Consider the following 13,076-nt stretch of genomic DNA (forward strand, 5'->3'; position numbering starts at 1 on the left):
TTTATGGGCGCGGGAAAAGTCCGTGATTTCAGCGGGTTGCTCGCCGGGCAAACCCGCAACTTGCATGCAGTTTGGCGACCGGTCATGCAATCTGCACGATTCCGATTTTTGCAGTTAATTTTAACTTGTTGATTTATAACGGATTATTCTGTTTTCATGGGTTGGCACAGCGCCTGCAACCTTACAGATAACCCTGCCGCCAGGATTGAGGCGCAGAATTTTCCAGAAGAACAGGAGTTACTTGTATGAAGAAGTTCGCTATCGCTGCCGCTACTGCCACCGCTCTGACCCTGACCTTGGCCAATGCCGCATTCGCTGCCCAATCGACTTCTCAAGCTCCGATGGTTGTCGCGGCCGGTGAAGTCACCAAGGTCGAGGAAGCGAGCTCTGACACCTGGATCACCACCAAGGTCAAATCCGATCTGGTGACTGAAAAAGGCATTCCGGGTACCGACATCAAGGTTGAAACCAACAAAGGTGTGGTTTCCCTGTCGTCCATGACCCCGGTGACCTCCGCGCAGAAAGACACTGCCGTGGCCATCACCAAGAAAATCAAAGGTGTCAAAGACGTTTCGGCCGCAGGCCTGAAAACCGAGTAACGCTCAGGGAACTCGCCTGAGCCCGCTTTAGGGTGAGGCAAGTGGGTTTGTAGTACGCTTGCCGAGCCTTGAGGTTCAGATGATCGGTCACAGGGAGTGACCAACCGCAGGCCCCGACGTTGTGCGTCGGGGCCTGTTCTATTTGGGCGTGGCTCAGTGACCGCGCTTACTGTCGATACGCTCCAGGCGCCCGCCGACAAAGCGCAGGTACTGGACCATGCCGCCACTCTGGGGGTAGGCCCATTCTTCGATCTGCACCTCGGTGCGTCGGTCGAAGCTGCGTTGATAACCCAGCATGTCCTGGGAGCGCGGCTCGCCGCATTTGTCGAGCACCTCCGACTTGCGGTCTCCCACGCTGATCAACTGGCTGCCACAGCGCAGTGTGTCGGCCTGGGCCTGACTGGCGAGCAAGGCCAGCGCCAGGCCGAACATCATGGGTTTGAACATGCTTACTCGCTATCCAGATGCAATGGGGTGACGACGCGGCCATCGCTTTGCGCCTCGCCGAGGTTCGCGTCGATCAGGTACACGCGATCATCGGCCAGTTGACCCTTGTCCACGAGGAAGTCCTTGATGCTGCTGGCGCGGTCCTGGCCGAGCTTGCGTAGCAGCGGGGCATTCCCGCTCCAGGTGCTGATCACCCCGGCCAACAGTTTGGCGCTACGCTCGTCGCTCCCCAATTTCGCCCATTCGGCAGGGGGTTGCTGCTTGAGCAAGGTGCGGTAGATGCCTTCGAGCATCGGCGCTTTCTCACTTTCCGGCACCTGGATCATCGTGGCCTGGGCCGGCACCTTGTCACCACGGCGCTGGAGCATCTTGTAGTAGGTGGCCTGGTATTCACGATCCAGGCGCTGCTGGGCGATCAGCGCGCCATCGCTGCTCTGGGCCGCGGTGCCTTCGATCTCCAGGCGCAGGTTGGGACGTTCCTTCAAGGCTGCCGCCAGCTTGGTCAGGGACGACTGGGCGTCTTGGCTCAGCTCGCTGGAGCCGGGAGCAAAGGACACGTTGCTCAGGTCCTGGGAGTCGCCGCCGGAGATCAGCCCGCCAATAAATTTGAACGGTGCCGTGGCGGCACGCACGATCAGGTTGCGCAGGGTCTGCCAGACAATCGGCATTACGCTGAACTGCGGGTTGTTGAGGTCTCCGGTCACCGGCAGTTCGATGGAAATGTTGCCGTCGGAGTCCTTGAGCAAGGCAATCGCCAGCTTGATCGGCAGGTCCACGGCATCCGGGCTGTCGACCTTCTCACCCAGTTGCAACTGTTCGACCACCAGTTTGTTTTCGGCTTTCAACTGGCCCTTGGTGATCAGGTAGTGCAGGTCGAGATTGAGTCGGCCCTTGCGGATACGGTAGCCGGCGAACTTGCCGGAATAGGGGGTCAGGGTGGTCAGCTCGACGCGCTTGAAGCTGGTGGCGATATCCAGGCTGGCCATTGGGTCGAACGGGTTCACGGCGCCTTTGATGGTGACCGGCGCATAGCGGTCGACCTTGCCTTTGACATCGACGTCCGCCGGTTTCGGCTGGCGGCTGTCAATGGTGCCGATCTGGCCGTTGAGCTGCTGGATTGCTGTGGCGAAGTTGGGGGTCAGGCTGAAGTCGGCAAAGTTGGCCGAACCGTCGTTGATGGCAATGCCGCCAATGTGGATACCCAGCGCCTTGCTGTTCGCCGCAGTGGATTGCGCCTTGGGTTTGTTCGCGGTCTTGGCCGTGGCCGGTTGCGGGATCAGCAGGTCATCGATGTTGGTGGTGCGGTCATCGTTGATCATGAAGCGCGCATAGGGTTGCAGCAGGTTGACCTTGTCGATCGAGAGGCTGTCGCCGTGCTGATAGCTCAGGCCATCGATCGTCAGCTTCTGCCACTTCACGAAGTCGCGGCTCTTGAGGGTGTCGAGGGTGTGCAACTGGTCGACCTGGGCCTTGCCGGTCACGCTGAAAGCCAGCGGATCGACGCCTTTCAGATTGACCGCGAGGTCGCTGCCGAGCATGCCGCTGCGCACTTCCAGGCGAATGAACGGCTCGACATAGGCCTGGGCCACCCGCAGGTCGATATCCTGGGTATTGACCTTGAGCTTGGCGCTGATCGGGTTCAGGTCGACTTCGCCGCTGGCGAGGATCTTGCCCTGCTTGCCCAGCCCGGTGTCGAGCTTGAGGGTAAAGGGCGACTGGTTGAGGCTGTCGAAATTCTCCAGGTCCAGGTTCAGTGGACCCACCTCCAGGGCGACGGCGGTTTTCGGTGCGCGGTCGGCCAGGTGCACGCGGTAGTCGCGCAGTTGCACATCCTTGAGCAGGACTTGCCACGGCTTGCTCGGCGCCGGTGGTTCGGTCTTGGCGGTGTCGGAGGTTGCCGGAGCTTCCTTGGGCGCCGGTTTGGCAGGTTGTTCGGCGAAGAGTTTCTGCCAGTCGAGTTGCCCGTCTTTCTCGCGGGCGGCCCAGGTTTCGAGCTTGTTGCTGCGGATCTTGCCGACCACCACCTGCTGTTTGGCCAGGTCGACGCTGGTTTCGCTGACGTCCAGGCGCTCCAGACGTACCAGGGGACGTCCATCCGGCGCCTTCATGGCGAAGGGCGCGACGCTGACGGTGGTGTTGCTCAGCTGCAACTCGGTGTCTTTGGCGAGGCTGAACTTGTAGTCCGTGCTGAGGTTCACGACGCCGTCTTCCAGCACCAGCGGCAGGGCATCGCGCACATAGGGCCACCAGGCCTTCATATGGCTGTCGGTGACCTTGAGCGAGCCTTCGGAGGCGACCGGTACCAGGCTGAGGTTGCCTTTCCAGTCGATGCGTCCGCCTTCGCCGCCGATTGCCACCAGGGTCATGTCGGCGTTGTCTTCAGGCAGGGTACTGAGGTTCTTCAGCGCCAGGTCCATCGGGGTATAGGTGAATTCGATCGGCTCGCTGGGACGCAGGTCCTGGAAATGCAGGCGTCCGCCGGCCAGTTCGATCTGATCGATGCGCACCGGGAACGGCTTGGCGTTGGGGTCGGCCGGCGTCGGTTCGCTGGGTGGCAGCTTGAACAACTGGGCGAGGTTCAGGGTGCCGTCCTTGCTGAACGTCACCTCGGTGTTGGGTTTGTCCAGCTGGATATCGGCCAGGTGCAGGGCGTGGGTCCAGAGGCTGTCGATCTGCAGGTTGACATAGAGACGCTCGAAGGCGACCTGTTCCTTGCCCGGCTCACCGATATTCAGGCCCCACAGGGTCAGCTCGAAACTGAAGGGATTGAACTCCAGGCGCTGGAGGCTGGCAGGCACCGTGGCGTAATGCGCCAGTTGCTGGTTGGCGATGCGCAGGCCAACCCCCGGGATAATCAGGAACCCGAGCACGGTGTACAGCGCGAGGCCGGTCAACAAGGCGCCGAGGGCGCGTTTCAATCCTTTGGGCATGTGAGGCGTCGTCTCTCTCAGTCGGAGGTGCCTTGGAGTATGGCATGCGTTTGCGGTTCCGAAGCAAGCCCCTTGTTTTGAGGGAGCAAGGGGCGTTTGCGAGTCATTCCTACAGGTGCAGCACCAGGGTCTTCAGCGGGGGTTGCAGGTCATGGGAAGGGAAGTCGGCGGCGGGGGCCAGCACCTGCCATTCACGGACCGGGCGACCGGCTTTTTCCGCACAGCGCAGTACCTGTTCGCGCCAGTCTTCGAGACTGACTTTCGCCAGGTTGTTGCAGCAGATCAGCACGCCGTTGTCAGCGGTTGCCAGCAGGGCCGGCTTGAGCAGGCTCTGGTAGTCGCGCAGCAGGTCGACGGTGCCGAAGGCGCTCTTGGCCCAGGCCGGCGGGTCGAGCAGCACCAGGTCGTATTGGCGTTGTTCCAGGCGCGGGTAGCTGGGCAGCTTCTGGCCGCGACGCTGGCTGATGGGCAGGCCGGCGAGTTGGCGGATGGCGGGGAAGTAGTCGGACTGGATAAAGTCCATCGGCGCCAGGTGTGGGTTGAGCTGGCCGTTTTCCCGACCGACCGCCAGGTTGCCCTCGGCGAAGTCCAGGTTGCAGACCTCCCGGGCACCGCCGGCTGCGGCACTGAGGCCGACGCCGCAGGTGTAGGCGAAGAGATTCAGCACACGCTTGCCGGCACTGTGCTGGCGGACCCAGTGGCGGGCGTTACGCAGGTCGAGGAACAGCAATGGATCCTGGCCGGCATGACGGCCACGGACGCGGTAGTTCAGGCCGCCTTCATGGCCGACCAGATCGGCCAGGGCGGCGGCGTCGGCGCGATAGACCGTGTCTTCACGATCAATACGCGAGTTGCCCCGGGAGCGGTCGTTGTAGACCAGCAGGGTGTCCAGGCCCAGGTATTGATTGATCGTGGTGTGCAGCGCGAGCAGGTCGTCGCGTTCCAGGCTCTGGTGGAAGGTCTGCACCATCAACTGCGGGCCGTAGCGGTCGATGGTCAGGCCGCCGGCGCCTTCCTGGCTGCCATGGAACAGGCGATAGCAGTCGGTGCCCTGGCTGTGCAGCTCGTCCAGCAGTTCCTGGCGATGATCGAGGGCGGCGCGCAGCGCCTGGTTCAAGGAAGACATGCACGGCGCCTTGGGGTCGGATTTGGCGCGCAAGTTTACCAGCCTTCAGGGGATCAGGCCCATGCGGCGTTTGGCGCGCTGGGCGGAACCGTTGCGCATCGCCCAGCGCAATAACGGTGCGCTGCGTTTGACCCCGGCCCGGATGACCTGGCGTTGCAGCGGGTTTTGTGACTGGCCGAGCATCTCGCCGGCCCAGTCCGGCAGCAGGTCGATACCGGCCTGCATCATCAGGTTGCCGAACGGCTGGGCCAGGCGGCTTGGTGCGGGGGCGGCCAGCAGCAGGCGCAACACTTCGCGGCTACGGGCATCGCAAAGCAGTTGCGGGCGCAGGCGTTGCAGGTATTCGGCGATGGCCTGGCGTGAGCGCGGTACGTCCTGGGCGCCCAGGCGTTCGGCGATGACAGCGATTTCATCGTAGTAGCGGTCCTGATCCGCCGGCGACAGGTGCGGGTTGCGGTAGCGCAGATGGGCCTTGAGAAAGCTGCTGACTTCGGCCACATGCACCCAGGTCAGCAGTTGCGGATCGCTGGCGGCGTAGGGCCGGCCATCCGGCGCGGTGCCGACTACCTGCAAGTGGATGGTGCGGACCTTGTCGATCAGCCATTCGGCGTCCCTGGTTGAGCCGAAGGTGGTCCCGGCAATGAACTGGCTGGTGCGACGCAGGCGCCCGAGCATGTCCTGGCGAAAGTTGGAGTGGTCCCAGACCCCGGCCAGGGCCAGCGGATGCAGGGCTTGCAGCATCAGCGCGCTGATACCGCCGATGAGCATGCTGCTGAAGTCGCCATGGACCTGCCAGCTCACCGAGTCCGGGCCGAAGAGACCGGGGTCGCCCTTGGGGTTTTCCAGGTCGAGCATGCCCAGGGACAGGCCGGTCAGGCTCATGAGCTGGGTTTCGATACGGCTGCGAAGGAATTCCATGGGCACTCGGTCAGCAGGCTGGCGAACAGCGTCCGCCGCTGGGGTCAGGGGTTCAGGCGTTGCTCGATCAGGCCGTCGACCACGCTCGGGTCGGCCAGGGTCGAGGTGTCGCCCAGGGTGTCCAGTTCGTTGCTGGCAATCTTGCGCAGGATACGCCGCATGATCTTGCCCGAACGGGTTTTCGGCAAGGCCGGGGCCCACTGGATCAGGTCCGGCTTGGCAAAGCTGCCGATCTCCTTGCCGACCAGGGCCAGCAGGGCTTTCTTGAGCGTGTCGTCGGCCTCGACGCCTTTCATCGGCGTGACGAAGGCATACAGGCCCTGGCCCTTGAGGTCGTGGGGGTAACCGACCACGGCGGCTTCGGCGACGCTTTCATGCAGCACCAGGGCGCTTTCCACTTCGGCGGTGCCGATGCGGTGGCCGGAAACATTGATCACATCGTCGATACGGCCAGTGATCCAGTAATCGCCGTCCTCGTCGCGGCGGGCGCCGTCGCCGGTGAAGTAGTAACCGGGGTAGGGTTTGAAATAGGTCTCGAGCATGCGTTGCGGGTCGCCGTAGACACTGCGGATCTGCCCCGGCCAACTGCTTTTCAACGCGAACACGCCGCTGCCGGCGCCGCTGATTTCCTGGCCTTGCTCATCCAGCAGGACCGGCAGCACGCCGAACATCGGCTGGGTCGCGCAGCCGGGCTTGATGCGGCTGTTGGCGATCAGCGGGGTGAGCATGATGCCGCCGGTTTCGGTCTGCCACCAGGTGTCGACGATGGGGCAGCGCTGCTCGCCGACGGCATTGAAATACCATTCCCAGGCTTCCGGGTTGATCGGTTCGCCGACACTGCCGAGCAGACGCAGGCTGGCCCGCGAGCTGTTCTCCAGCGCCGCCGGACCTTCGCGCATCAAGGCGCGCAGGGCGGTGGGCGCGGTATAGAAAATATTCACCTGGTGTTTGTCGATGACCTGCCAGAAGCGCGAGGCATCCGGATAGTTCGGCACGCCTTCGTAGATCAGGCTGGTGGCGCCGTTGGCCAGGGGGCCGTAGACGATATAGCTGTGGCCGGTGACCCAGCCGACATCGGCGGTGCACCAGAAGACTTCGCCGGGGCGATAGTCGAACACGTACTGGAAGGTCATGGCGGCCTGCAGCAGGTAACCGCCGGTGCTGTGCAGCACGCCCTTGGGTTTGCCGGTGCTGCCGGAGGTGTAGAGGATGAACAGCGGGTCTTCGGCGTCCATCGGTTCGACCGGGCAATCGGCGCTGATACCGCGCAGGGCTTCGTGGTACCAGAGGTCGCGGCCCTGGACCCAGTTCACGTCGGCCTGGGTGCGCTCGACCACCAGTACGCTGCTCACGTTCGGGCAACTGAGCAGCGCCTGGTCGACATTCTGCTTGAGGGGCACATATTTGCCGCCGCGCACGCCCTCATCGGCGGTGATCACCATGCGGCAGTCGGCATCGAGGATACGGTCGCGCAGGGCGTCGGGGGAGAAACCGCCGAAGACCACCGTGTGGATGGCGCCGAGACGCGCACAGGCGAGCATGGCGTAGGTGGCTTCGGGAATCATCGGCATGTAGATGCACACCCGGTCGCCTTTTTTTACGCCGCGGGCCTTGAGCACATTGGCCAGCCGGCAGACGTTGTGGTGCAGTTTGCGGTAGGTGATCTGCGCCGATTCGCTGGGGTTGTCGCCTTCCCAGATCAGGGCGATCTGGTCGCCACGGCTGGCGAGATGGCGGTCGATGCAGTTGTAGCTGACATTCAGCTGCGCGCCACTGAACCAACTGGCCTGACCGGTGTGCAGGTCCCAGTGCTGGACGCTGTCCCAGGGTTTTGACCAGTCGAGAAAACGTTTGGCCTGTTCGGCCCAGAAGGTGTCGGGGTGGTCGATGGACTGGCGGTAGAGACGCTGGTAATCGTCCTGGCTCAGCTGTGCGGCCTGGCGCACGGCATCGGCCTTGGGGTAGGTGCGAAGATCGAACATGGCGGTTCCTTGTTCTTGTCTACGACAAGTCTCAAGGGTGCGCCCTGTTGCGGTGGGGTTCAAGCTTGGTGACATCCCGGGCAGACAGGTCTGCCCGGGATAGTGCGATCAACCGCGATGACGGCCGCGGAAGTAGTTGATCAGACCCTGGGTGGAAGCATCTTCGGCCGAAGACTCTTCGTTGCCGGTCAGGCGGTTGTAGACGCCCTTGCCCAGCTCCTTGCCCAGCTCCACGCCCCACTGATCGAAGGCGTTGATGCCCCAGATCACGCTCTGCACGAAGACCTTGTGTTCATACATCGCCACTAGGGCGCCGAGACGGCGAGGGCTGATACGCTCGACCACCAGGGTGTTGCTCGGACGGTTGCCCGGGATCACCTTGTGCGGTGCCAGCTTCTGCACCTCGGCCTCGCTCAGGCCTTTGTCACGCAGCTCGCTTTCCGCTTCGCCGCGGGTCTTGCCGAGCATCAGCGCCTGGCTCTGCGACAGGCAGTTGGCGTACAGCCACTGATGGTGGTCGGCCACCGGGTTGAAGCTGACGATCGGCACGATAAAGTCGGCCGGGATCAGCTGGGTGCCCTGGTGCAGCAACTGGTGATACGCGTGCTGACCGTTGCAGCCCACGCCACCCCAGATCACCGGACCGGTATCGGTGGACACCGGCGTGCCGTCCTGGCGCACGCTCTTGCCATTGGATTCCATATCCAGCTGTTGCAGGTGCTTGGTGATGTTGCGCAGGTAGTGGTCGTACGGCAGGATCGCGTGGCTCTGCGCGCCCCAGAAGTTGCCGTACCAGACCCCGAGCAGGGCCAGCAGCACCGGCATGTTCTGTTCGAACGGCGCGGTCTGGAAATGCTGGTCCATGGTGTAGGCCCCGGACAGCAGTTCCTTGAAGTTCGACATGCCGATGGCCAGGGCGATCGGCAAACCGATGGCCGACCACAGCGAGTAACGCCCGCCGACCCAGTCCCACATCGGGAAGATGTTCTCTTCACGGATGCCGAAGGCCACGGCGGCCGCGTTGTTGCTCGAAACCGCGATGAAGTGTTTGTACAGCTCGGCTTCGGAGCCGCCCTGGGCCAGGTACCAGTCACGGGCGGCACGGGCGTTCTTCAGGGTTTCAAGGGTGGTGAAGGTTTTCGACGAGACGATGAACAGGGTGGTCTCGGCGCGGATCTTGGCCGACAGCTCGTGGAACTCACTGCCGTCGATATTCGCCAGGTAATGGCAGCGCACGCCTTTATGGGCGTAGGACAGCAACGCCTCGGAAACCAGTTCCGGACCCAGGAACGAACCACCGATACCGATGTTCACCACGTCGGTGATCGGCTTCTCGGAGTAGCCGCGCCACAGGCCGTCGTGGATTTTCCCGACCAGCTCGGTCATCTGGTTCAGCACTTTGTGCACGTCGGGCATCACGTTGACGCCGTTGACCGAGAGCTTGTCGCCCACCGGGCGGCGCAGGGCGGTGTGCAGGGCCGGACGACCTTCGGAGGCGTTGACCAGTTCACCGGCAAACAGCGACTTGATCGCGCCTTGCAGGTCGACTTCATTGGCCAGGCCCACCAGCAGGTTGCGGGTTTCCTGGGTGATCAGGTTCTTGGAGTAGTCGAGGAACAACCCGCAGCTGCTGAGGGTGAACTGATTGAAGCGCTGCGGATCGGCATTGAAAGCTTCGCGCATGCTGAAGTTGTGCATGCTGTCGCGGTGTTGGTTCAACGCCTGCCAAGCGGGCAGGTTGGTCACGTCGTGAGGAGTGCGGTAGTACGCCATCGCTGCGGGTTTCCTTTTACGAGAGCTGCCTTTTGGACATTTGGCTTTTTGGACACCAGAAACGCCGGAACGTCCTGCTTTTGTTTGTGGCAGTGTCCGGCAACCTGCGTCAGCACGGTTGAATGATGCAGGGGCGATTACAGTACCGCTCGCGCCTGCATCTGTCTTGGCTTTGTCTGACCTTTACTCGGTACTTTTTCGCACTCTCAGGGCTGAAAGGCGTTTTTACCGGCGTGGCCGAGCGGCGATCAGGCGACTTGCACCGGAATCGAGTGGCTGGTGTGGCTCAGTTCGTTACCGGGGGCCATGTACAGCATGCGTGGCTTGAAGTTGACCAGCTCGGCCTCGCTGTAGTGGGCGTAGGCGCAGATGATCACCCGGTCGCCGACCCCGGCCTTGTGGGCCGCCGCGCCGTTCACCGAGATGATCCGCGAACCTTCCTCGCCGCGAATGGCGTAGGTGGTGAAGCGCTCGCCGTTGTCGACGTTGTAGATCTGGATCTGTTCGTACTCACGGATACCGGCCAGGTCCAGCCACTCGCCGTCAATGGCGCAGGAACCTTCGTAATCGAGCACCGCGTGGGTGACTTCGGCGCGATGCAATTTGGCTTTGAGCATGATGGCGTGCATGGGGTGTTTCCTTGGTCGGATCCTCGAGCGGCGCCACGCATTCAGGGGACGTGGCGCCGGGCGGCGGCAGTTTGCCCGAAGCCGTGGGGCCGGGCAATCGGGCGGTCAGGCCGGGCTGTCGAGGTTCAGGTGCAGGTTGTCGATCAGGCGCGTGGTGCCGAGGAAGGCCGCGACCAGGATCACCAGGTCACGGTCCTCGGCGGTGGCCGGGCGCAGGTTCAGGGCGTGGCGGATTTCCAGGTAGTCACCGCGAAAACCGGCGCTTTCGATCTCGCGGGTCTGCTCGGCCAACAGCTTGGGATAGTCGCGTTCGCCCTGTTCGATGGCCTCGGCGATCTGCTTCAGGCTGCGATACAGCGCCGGCGCCTTGGCCCGTTGCTCTTCGCTGAGAAAACCGTTGCGCGAGGACAGCGCCAAGCCGTCGGCGGCGCGCACCGTCGGTTCGCCGATGATCTGGATCGGCATGTTCAGGTCATGCACCAGCTGACGGATCACCGCCAGTTGCTGGAAGTCCTTCTGGCCGAACACCGCCAGGTCTGGCTGGACCATGTTGAACAGTTTGCTGACCACCGTCGCGACCCCTTCGAAGTGCCCGGGGCGGCTGGCGCCACACAGGCCATCGGACAGTTGCGGAACGCTGACGCAGGTCTGTCCGCCCATGCCGCCGGGGTACATTTCCTCGACGCTGGGGGCGAACAACAGATGGCAGCCAGCCTGGAGCAGTTTTTCCTGGTCGGCGGCGAGGGTCCGTGGGTACTTGTCGAGGTCTTCGTTGGCGCCGAATTGCAGCGGGTTGACGAAAATGCTCGCCACCACGAAGTCCGCGCGCTGGGCCGCCTTGGTCACCAGGGCCGCGTGGCCGCTGTGCAGGTTGCCCATGGTCGGCACGAAACCGATGCGCTTGCCTTCGCTGCGGGCGCGAGCCACGGCGGCGCGCAGTTCACGAACGGTCTTGACTGTGTTCATGCGCTGAATCCGTGTTCGGTCCCTGGGAAGGTGGCAGCTTTGACTTCGCTGACATAGGCGCTGAGGGCGCCATGCAGGCTGTCCTGGCCGGCCATGAAGTTCTTCACGAACTTGGGCACGCGACCGCTGATGGACAGGCCGAGCATGTCGTGCAGGACCAGGACCTGGCCGTCGGTGGCGCTGCCGGCGCCGATGCCGATCACCGGCACCTTTACCGCCTGGGTAATTTCCGCGGCCAGTTCGCTCGGTACGCATTCGAGCAGGATCATCGCCGCACCGGCCTGTTCCAGGGCGATGGCATCGGCACGCATCTGCCGTGCCTGGGCTTCGCCGCGACCCTGGACCTTGTAGCCGCCGAAGAGGTTGACCGACTGCGGGGTCAGGCCCATGTGCACGCACACCGGGACACCGCGTTCGGCCAGTTGGCGAATGGATTCGGCCAGCCAGGCGGCGCCTTCGACCTTGACCATGTGCGCCCCGGCCTGCATCAGCAGGCCGCTGTTGTGGAAGGTCTGCTCGAGGGTGGCGTAGGCCATGAACGGCAGGTCGGCGACGATAAAGGCGCCTTGGTTGCCGCGTTTGACGCTGGCGGTGTGGTAACAGATGTCGGCGACGGTGACTGGCAGCGTGCTGTCATGCCCTTGGGTAACCATGCCCAGCGAATCGCCGATCAGCAGCACTTCGACACCGGCCGCGCAGCTGGCGTGGGCGAAGGTGGCGTCGTAGCTGGTCAGCATGGTGATTTTTTCACCCTTTTGCTTGAGGCCTTGCAGGGTGGTCAGGGTAATGTCTGGCATGAAAAAGTCCTCATTAGGCGCCGTGCAAATGACTGCGAGTAACGCGCGTGATTCGTCGTGTATACAGGCGCACGTTCTGATGTCGTGCTTGCAAAAGCCTGGATTGCGCCCTTTAAACGCCGCAGGGGCGGCAACGGGACGCCTATAGTCGTGAGGAGAACTGGGGAAGTCAATCGTGTGTGTTACCGCAATGTTACGCCGGGAGTGTTACCGGCACGACTGATGCGATTCAGCAGGGTAGGGCGCGGCGGTCGGTGGTGTACTGGCACAGTACCTGTGGCGAGCGGGCTTGCCCGCGCTGGGGCGCGAAGCGGCCCTGAAACCCGTGATCGCGCTGTGTCAGATAGACCGCGGTGATCGGTTTTGCGACTGCTTCGCAGCCGAACGCGGGCAAGCCCGCTCGCCACACAGGTGGATCATGCCATTGTTGGGAGGCGTTCGAGGCCGACGAACGGGCAATCCGCCAGCAGCGCCTTGAGGCTGCGGCCATCGGCCAGCTGCAAATCGGCCGGGGCCAGTTCCGCCAGGGGATACAGCACGAACGCCCGGGCCTGCATGTGGTAATGCGGGACTTTCAGGCGCGGTTCGTCGATCAGGCGCTCACCGAACAACAGGATGTCCAGGTCGAGGGTCCGTGGCCCCCAGCGCTCATGGCGCTCACGACCCTGGTCGATTTCGATGCCTTGCAACGCGTCCAGCAGCGCCAGGGGCGCCAGGCCGCTGTCGAGGGCGGCGACGGCATTGGTGTAACGCGGCTGGCCGGGTAGCAGCGAATCGCTCTGGTAGAACGCGGAAACGCCCACCAGCAGCGTGTCGGGCAGTTGCCCCAGGGCCTGGACGGCGTTGCGCAACTGCTCCGCCGGGTCCGCCAGATTGCTGCCCAGCCCGATATACACGTGTTCCATCGAC

Annotated in this window: 11 protein-coding genes; 1 reads left to right on the forward strand and 10 read right to left on the reverse strand. The window is 63.2% G+C overall.

Going from position 1 to position 13,076, the window contains the following annotated elements; genetic code table 11:
* The first annotated feature begins 245 nt into the window (after positions 1-245).
* The gene (locus HX866_RS29770) at positions 246-599 is read left to right on the forward strand and encodes a BON domain-containing protein (RefSeq protein ID WP_177090274.1); all 354 of its coding nucleotides are present in this window, start codon (positions 246-248) and stop codon (positions 597-599) included.
* Between the two features lie 153 nt (positions 600-752).
* On the opposite strand, the gene HX866_RS29775 is transcribed toward HX866_RS29770, so the two are convergent.
* From HX866_RS29775 to folK, 10 genes are all read right to left on the reverse strand, one after another.
* On the reverse strand, positions 753-1,046 hold the full coding sequence (locus HX866_RS29775; protein ID WP_177140977.1) for a DUF2845 domain-containing protein: 294 nt from the start codon (positions 1,044-1,046) through the stop codon (positions 753-755).
* Between the two features lie 2 nt (positions 1,047-1,048).
* Positions 1,049-3,976, reverse strand: coding sequence for a DUF748 domain-containing protein (locus tag HX866_RS29780; protein ID WP_177140978.1), 2,928 nt, complete (start codon positions 3,974-3,976; stop codon positions 1,049-1,051).
* 109 nt (positions 3,977-4,085) lie between these two features.
* Positions 4,086-5,102, reverse strand: coding sequence for a class I SAM-dependent rRNA methyltransferase (locus HX866_RS29785; RefSeq protein ID WP_177140979.1), 1,017 nt, complete (start codon positions 5,100-5,102; stop codon positions 4,086-4,088).
* A 45-nt stretch (positions 5,103-5,147) separates the two neighbouring features.
* Positions 5,148-6,020, reverse strand: coding sequence for an oxygenase MpaB family protein (locus HX866_RS29790; RefSeq protein ID WP_177140980.1), 873 nt, complete (start codon positions 6,018-6,020; stop codon positions 5,148-5,150).
* A gap of 44 nt (positions 6,021-6,064) precedes the next feature.
* Positions 6,065-8,002, reverse strand: a complete 1,938-nt coding sequence (gene acs, locus HX866_RS29795) for an acetate--CoA ligase (RefSeq protein WP_177090264.1) — start codon at positions 8,000-8,002, stop codon at positions 6,065-6,067.
* 108 nt (positions 8,003-8,110) lie between these two features.
* On the reverse strand, positions 8,111-9,775 hold the full coding sequence (gene pgi, locus HX866_RS29800; protein WP_177090262.1) for a glucose-6-phosphate isomerase: 1,665 nt from the start codon (positions 9,773-9,775) through the stop codon (positions 8,111-8,113).
* Positions 9,776-10,023: 248 nt separating this feature from the next.
* Complete coding sequence (gene panD / locus HX866_RS29805; RefSeq protein WP_177090260.1) at positions 10,024-10,404, reverse strand: aspartate 1-decarboxylase; 381 nt, start codon at positions 10,402-10,404, stop codon at positions 10,024-10,026.
* A gap of 105 nt (positions 10,405-10,509) precedes the next feature.
* Positions 10,510-11,370, reverse strand: coding sequence for a pantoate--beta-alanine ligase (panC, locus tag HX866_RS29810; RefSeq protein WP_177124138.1), 861 nt, complete (start codon positions 11,368-11,370; stop codon positions 10,510-10,512).
* Positions 11,367-12,167: a 3-methyl-2-oxobutanoate hydroxymethyltransferase gene (panB, locus tag HX866_RS29815; RefSeq protein WP_177090256.1), complete on the reverse strand. Its 801-nt coding sequence runs from the start codon at positions 12,165-12,167 to the stop codon at positions 11,367-11,369. Before panB ends, panC begins: the two co-directional genes overlap by 4 nt.
* A gap of 416 nt (positions 12,168-12,583) precedes the next feature.
* Complete coding sequence (gene folK, locus HX866_RS29820) at positions 12,584-13,072, reverse strand: 2-amino-4-hydroxy-6-hydroxymethyldihydropteridine diphosphokinase (protein ID WP_177090254.1); 489 nt, start codon at positions 13,070-13,072, stop codon at positions 12,584-12,586.
* Between the last annotated feature and the right edge of the window lie 4 nt (positions 13,073-13,076).

The organism is Pseudomonas gingeri (genome assembly GCF_013386165.1).
GTDB lineage: Bacteria > Pseudomonadota > Gammaproteobacteria > Pseudomonadales > Pseudomonadaceae > Aquipseudomonas > Aquipseudomonas gingeri_C.

Bases quoted from the DNA above. Each gene is read 5' to 3' on its own strand.
- HX866_RS29770 (WP_177090274.1), top strand. From the start codon at position 246: ATGAAGAAGTTCGCTATCGCTGCCGCTACTGCCACCGCTCTGACCCTG.
- HX866_RS29775 (WP_177140977.1), bottom strand. From the start codon at position 1,046: ATGTTCAAACCCATGATGTTCGGCCTGGCGCTGGCCTTGCTCGCCAGT.
- HX866_RS29780 (WP_177140978.1), bottom strand. From the start codon at position 3,976: ATGCCCAAAGGATTGAAACGCGCCCTCGGCGCCTTGTTGACCGGCCTC.
- HX866_RS29785 (WP_177140979.1), bottom strand. From the start codon at position 5,102: ATGTCTTCCTTGAACCAGGCGCTGCGCGCCGCCCTCGATCATCGCCAG.
- HX866_RS29790 (WP_177140980.1), bottom strand. From the start codon at position 6,020: ATGGAATTCCTTCGCAGCCGTATCGAAACCCAGCTCATGAGCCTGACC.
- acs (WP_177090264.1), bottom strand. From the start codon at position 8,002: ATGTTCGATCTTCGCACCTACCCCAAGGCCGATGCCGTGCGCCAGGCC.
- pgi (WP_177090262.1), bottom strand. From the start codon at position 9,775: ATGGCGTACTACCGCACTCCTCACGACGTGACCAACCTGCCCGCTTGG.
- panD (WP_177090260.1), bottom strand. From the start codon at position 10,404: ATGCACGCCATCATGCTCAAAGCCAAATTGCATCGCGCCGAAGTCACC.
- panC (WP_177124138.1), bottom strand. From the start codon at position 11,370: ATGAACACAGTCAAGACCGTTCGTGAACTGCGCGCCGCCGTGGCTCGC.
- panB (WP_177090256.1), bottom strand. From the start codon at position 12,167: ATGCCAGACATTACCCTGACCACCCTGCAAGGCCTCAAGCAAAAGGGT.
- folK (WP_177090254.1), bottom strand. From the start codon at position 13,072: ATGGAACACGTGTATATCGGGCTGGGCAGCAATCTGGCGGACCCGGCG.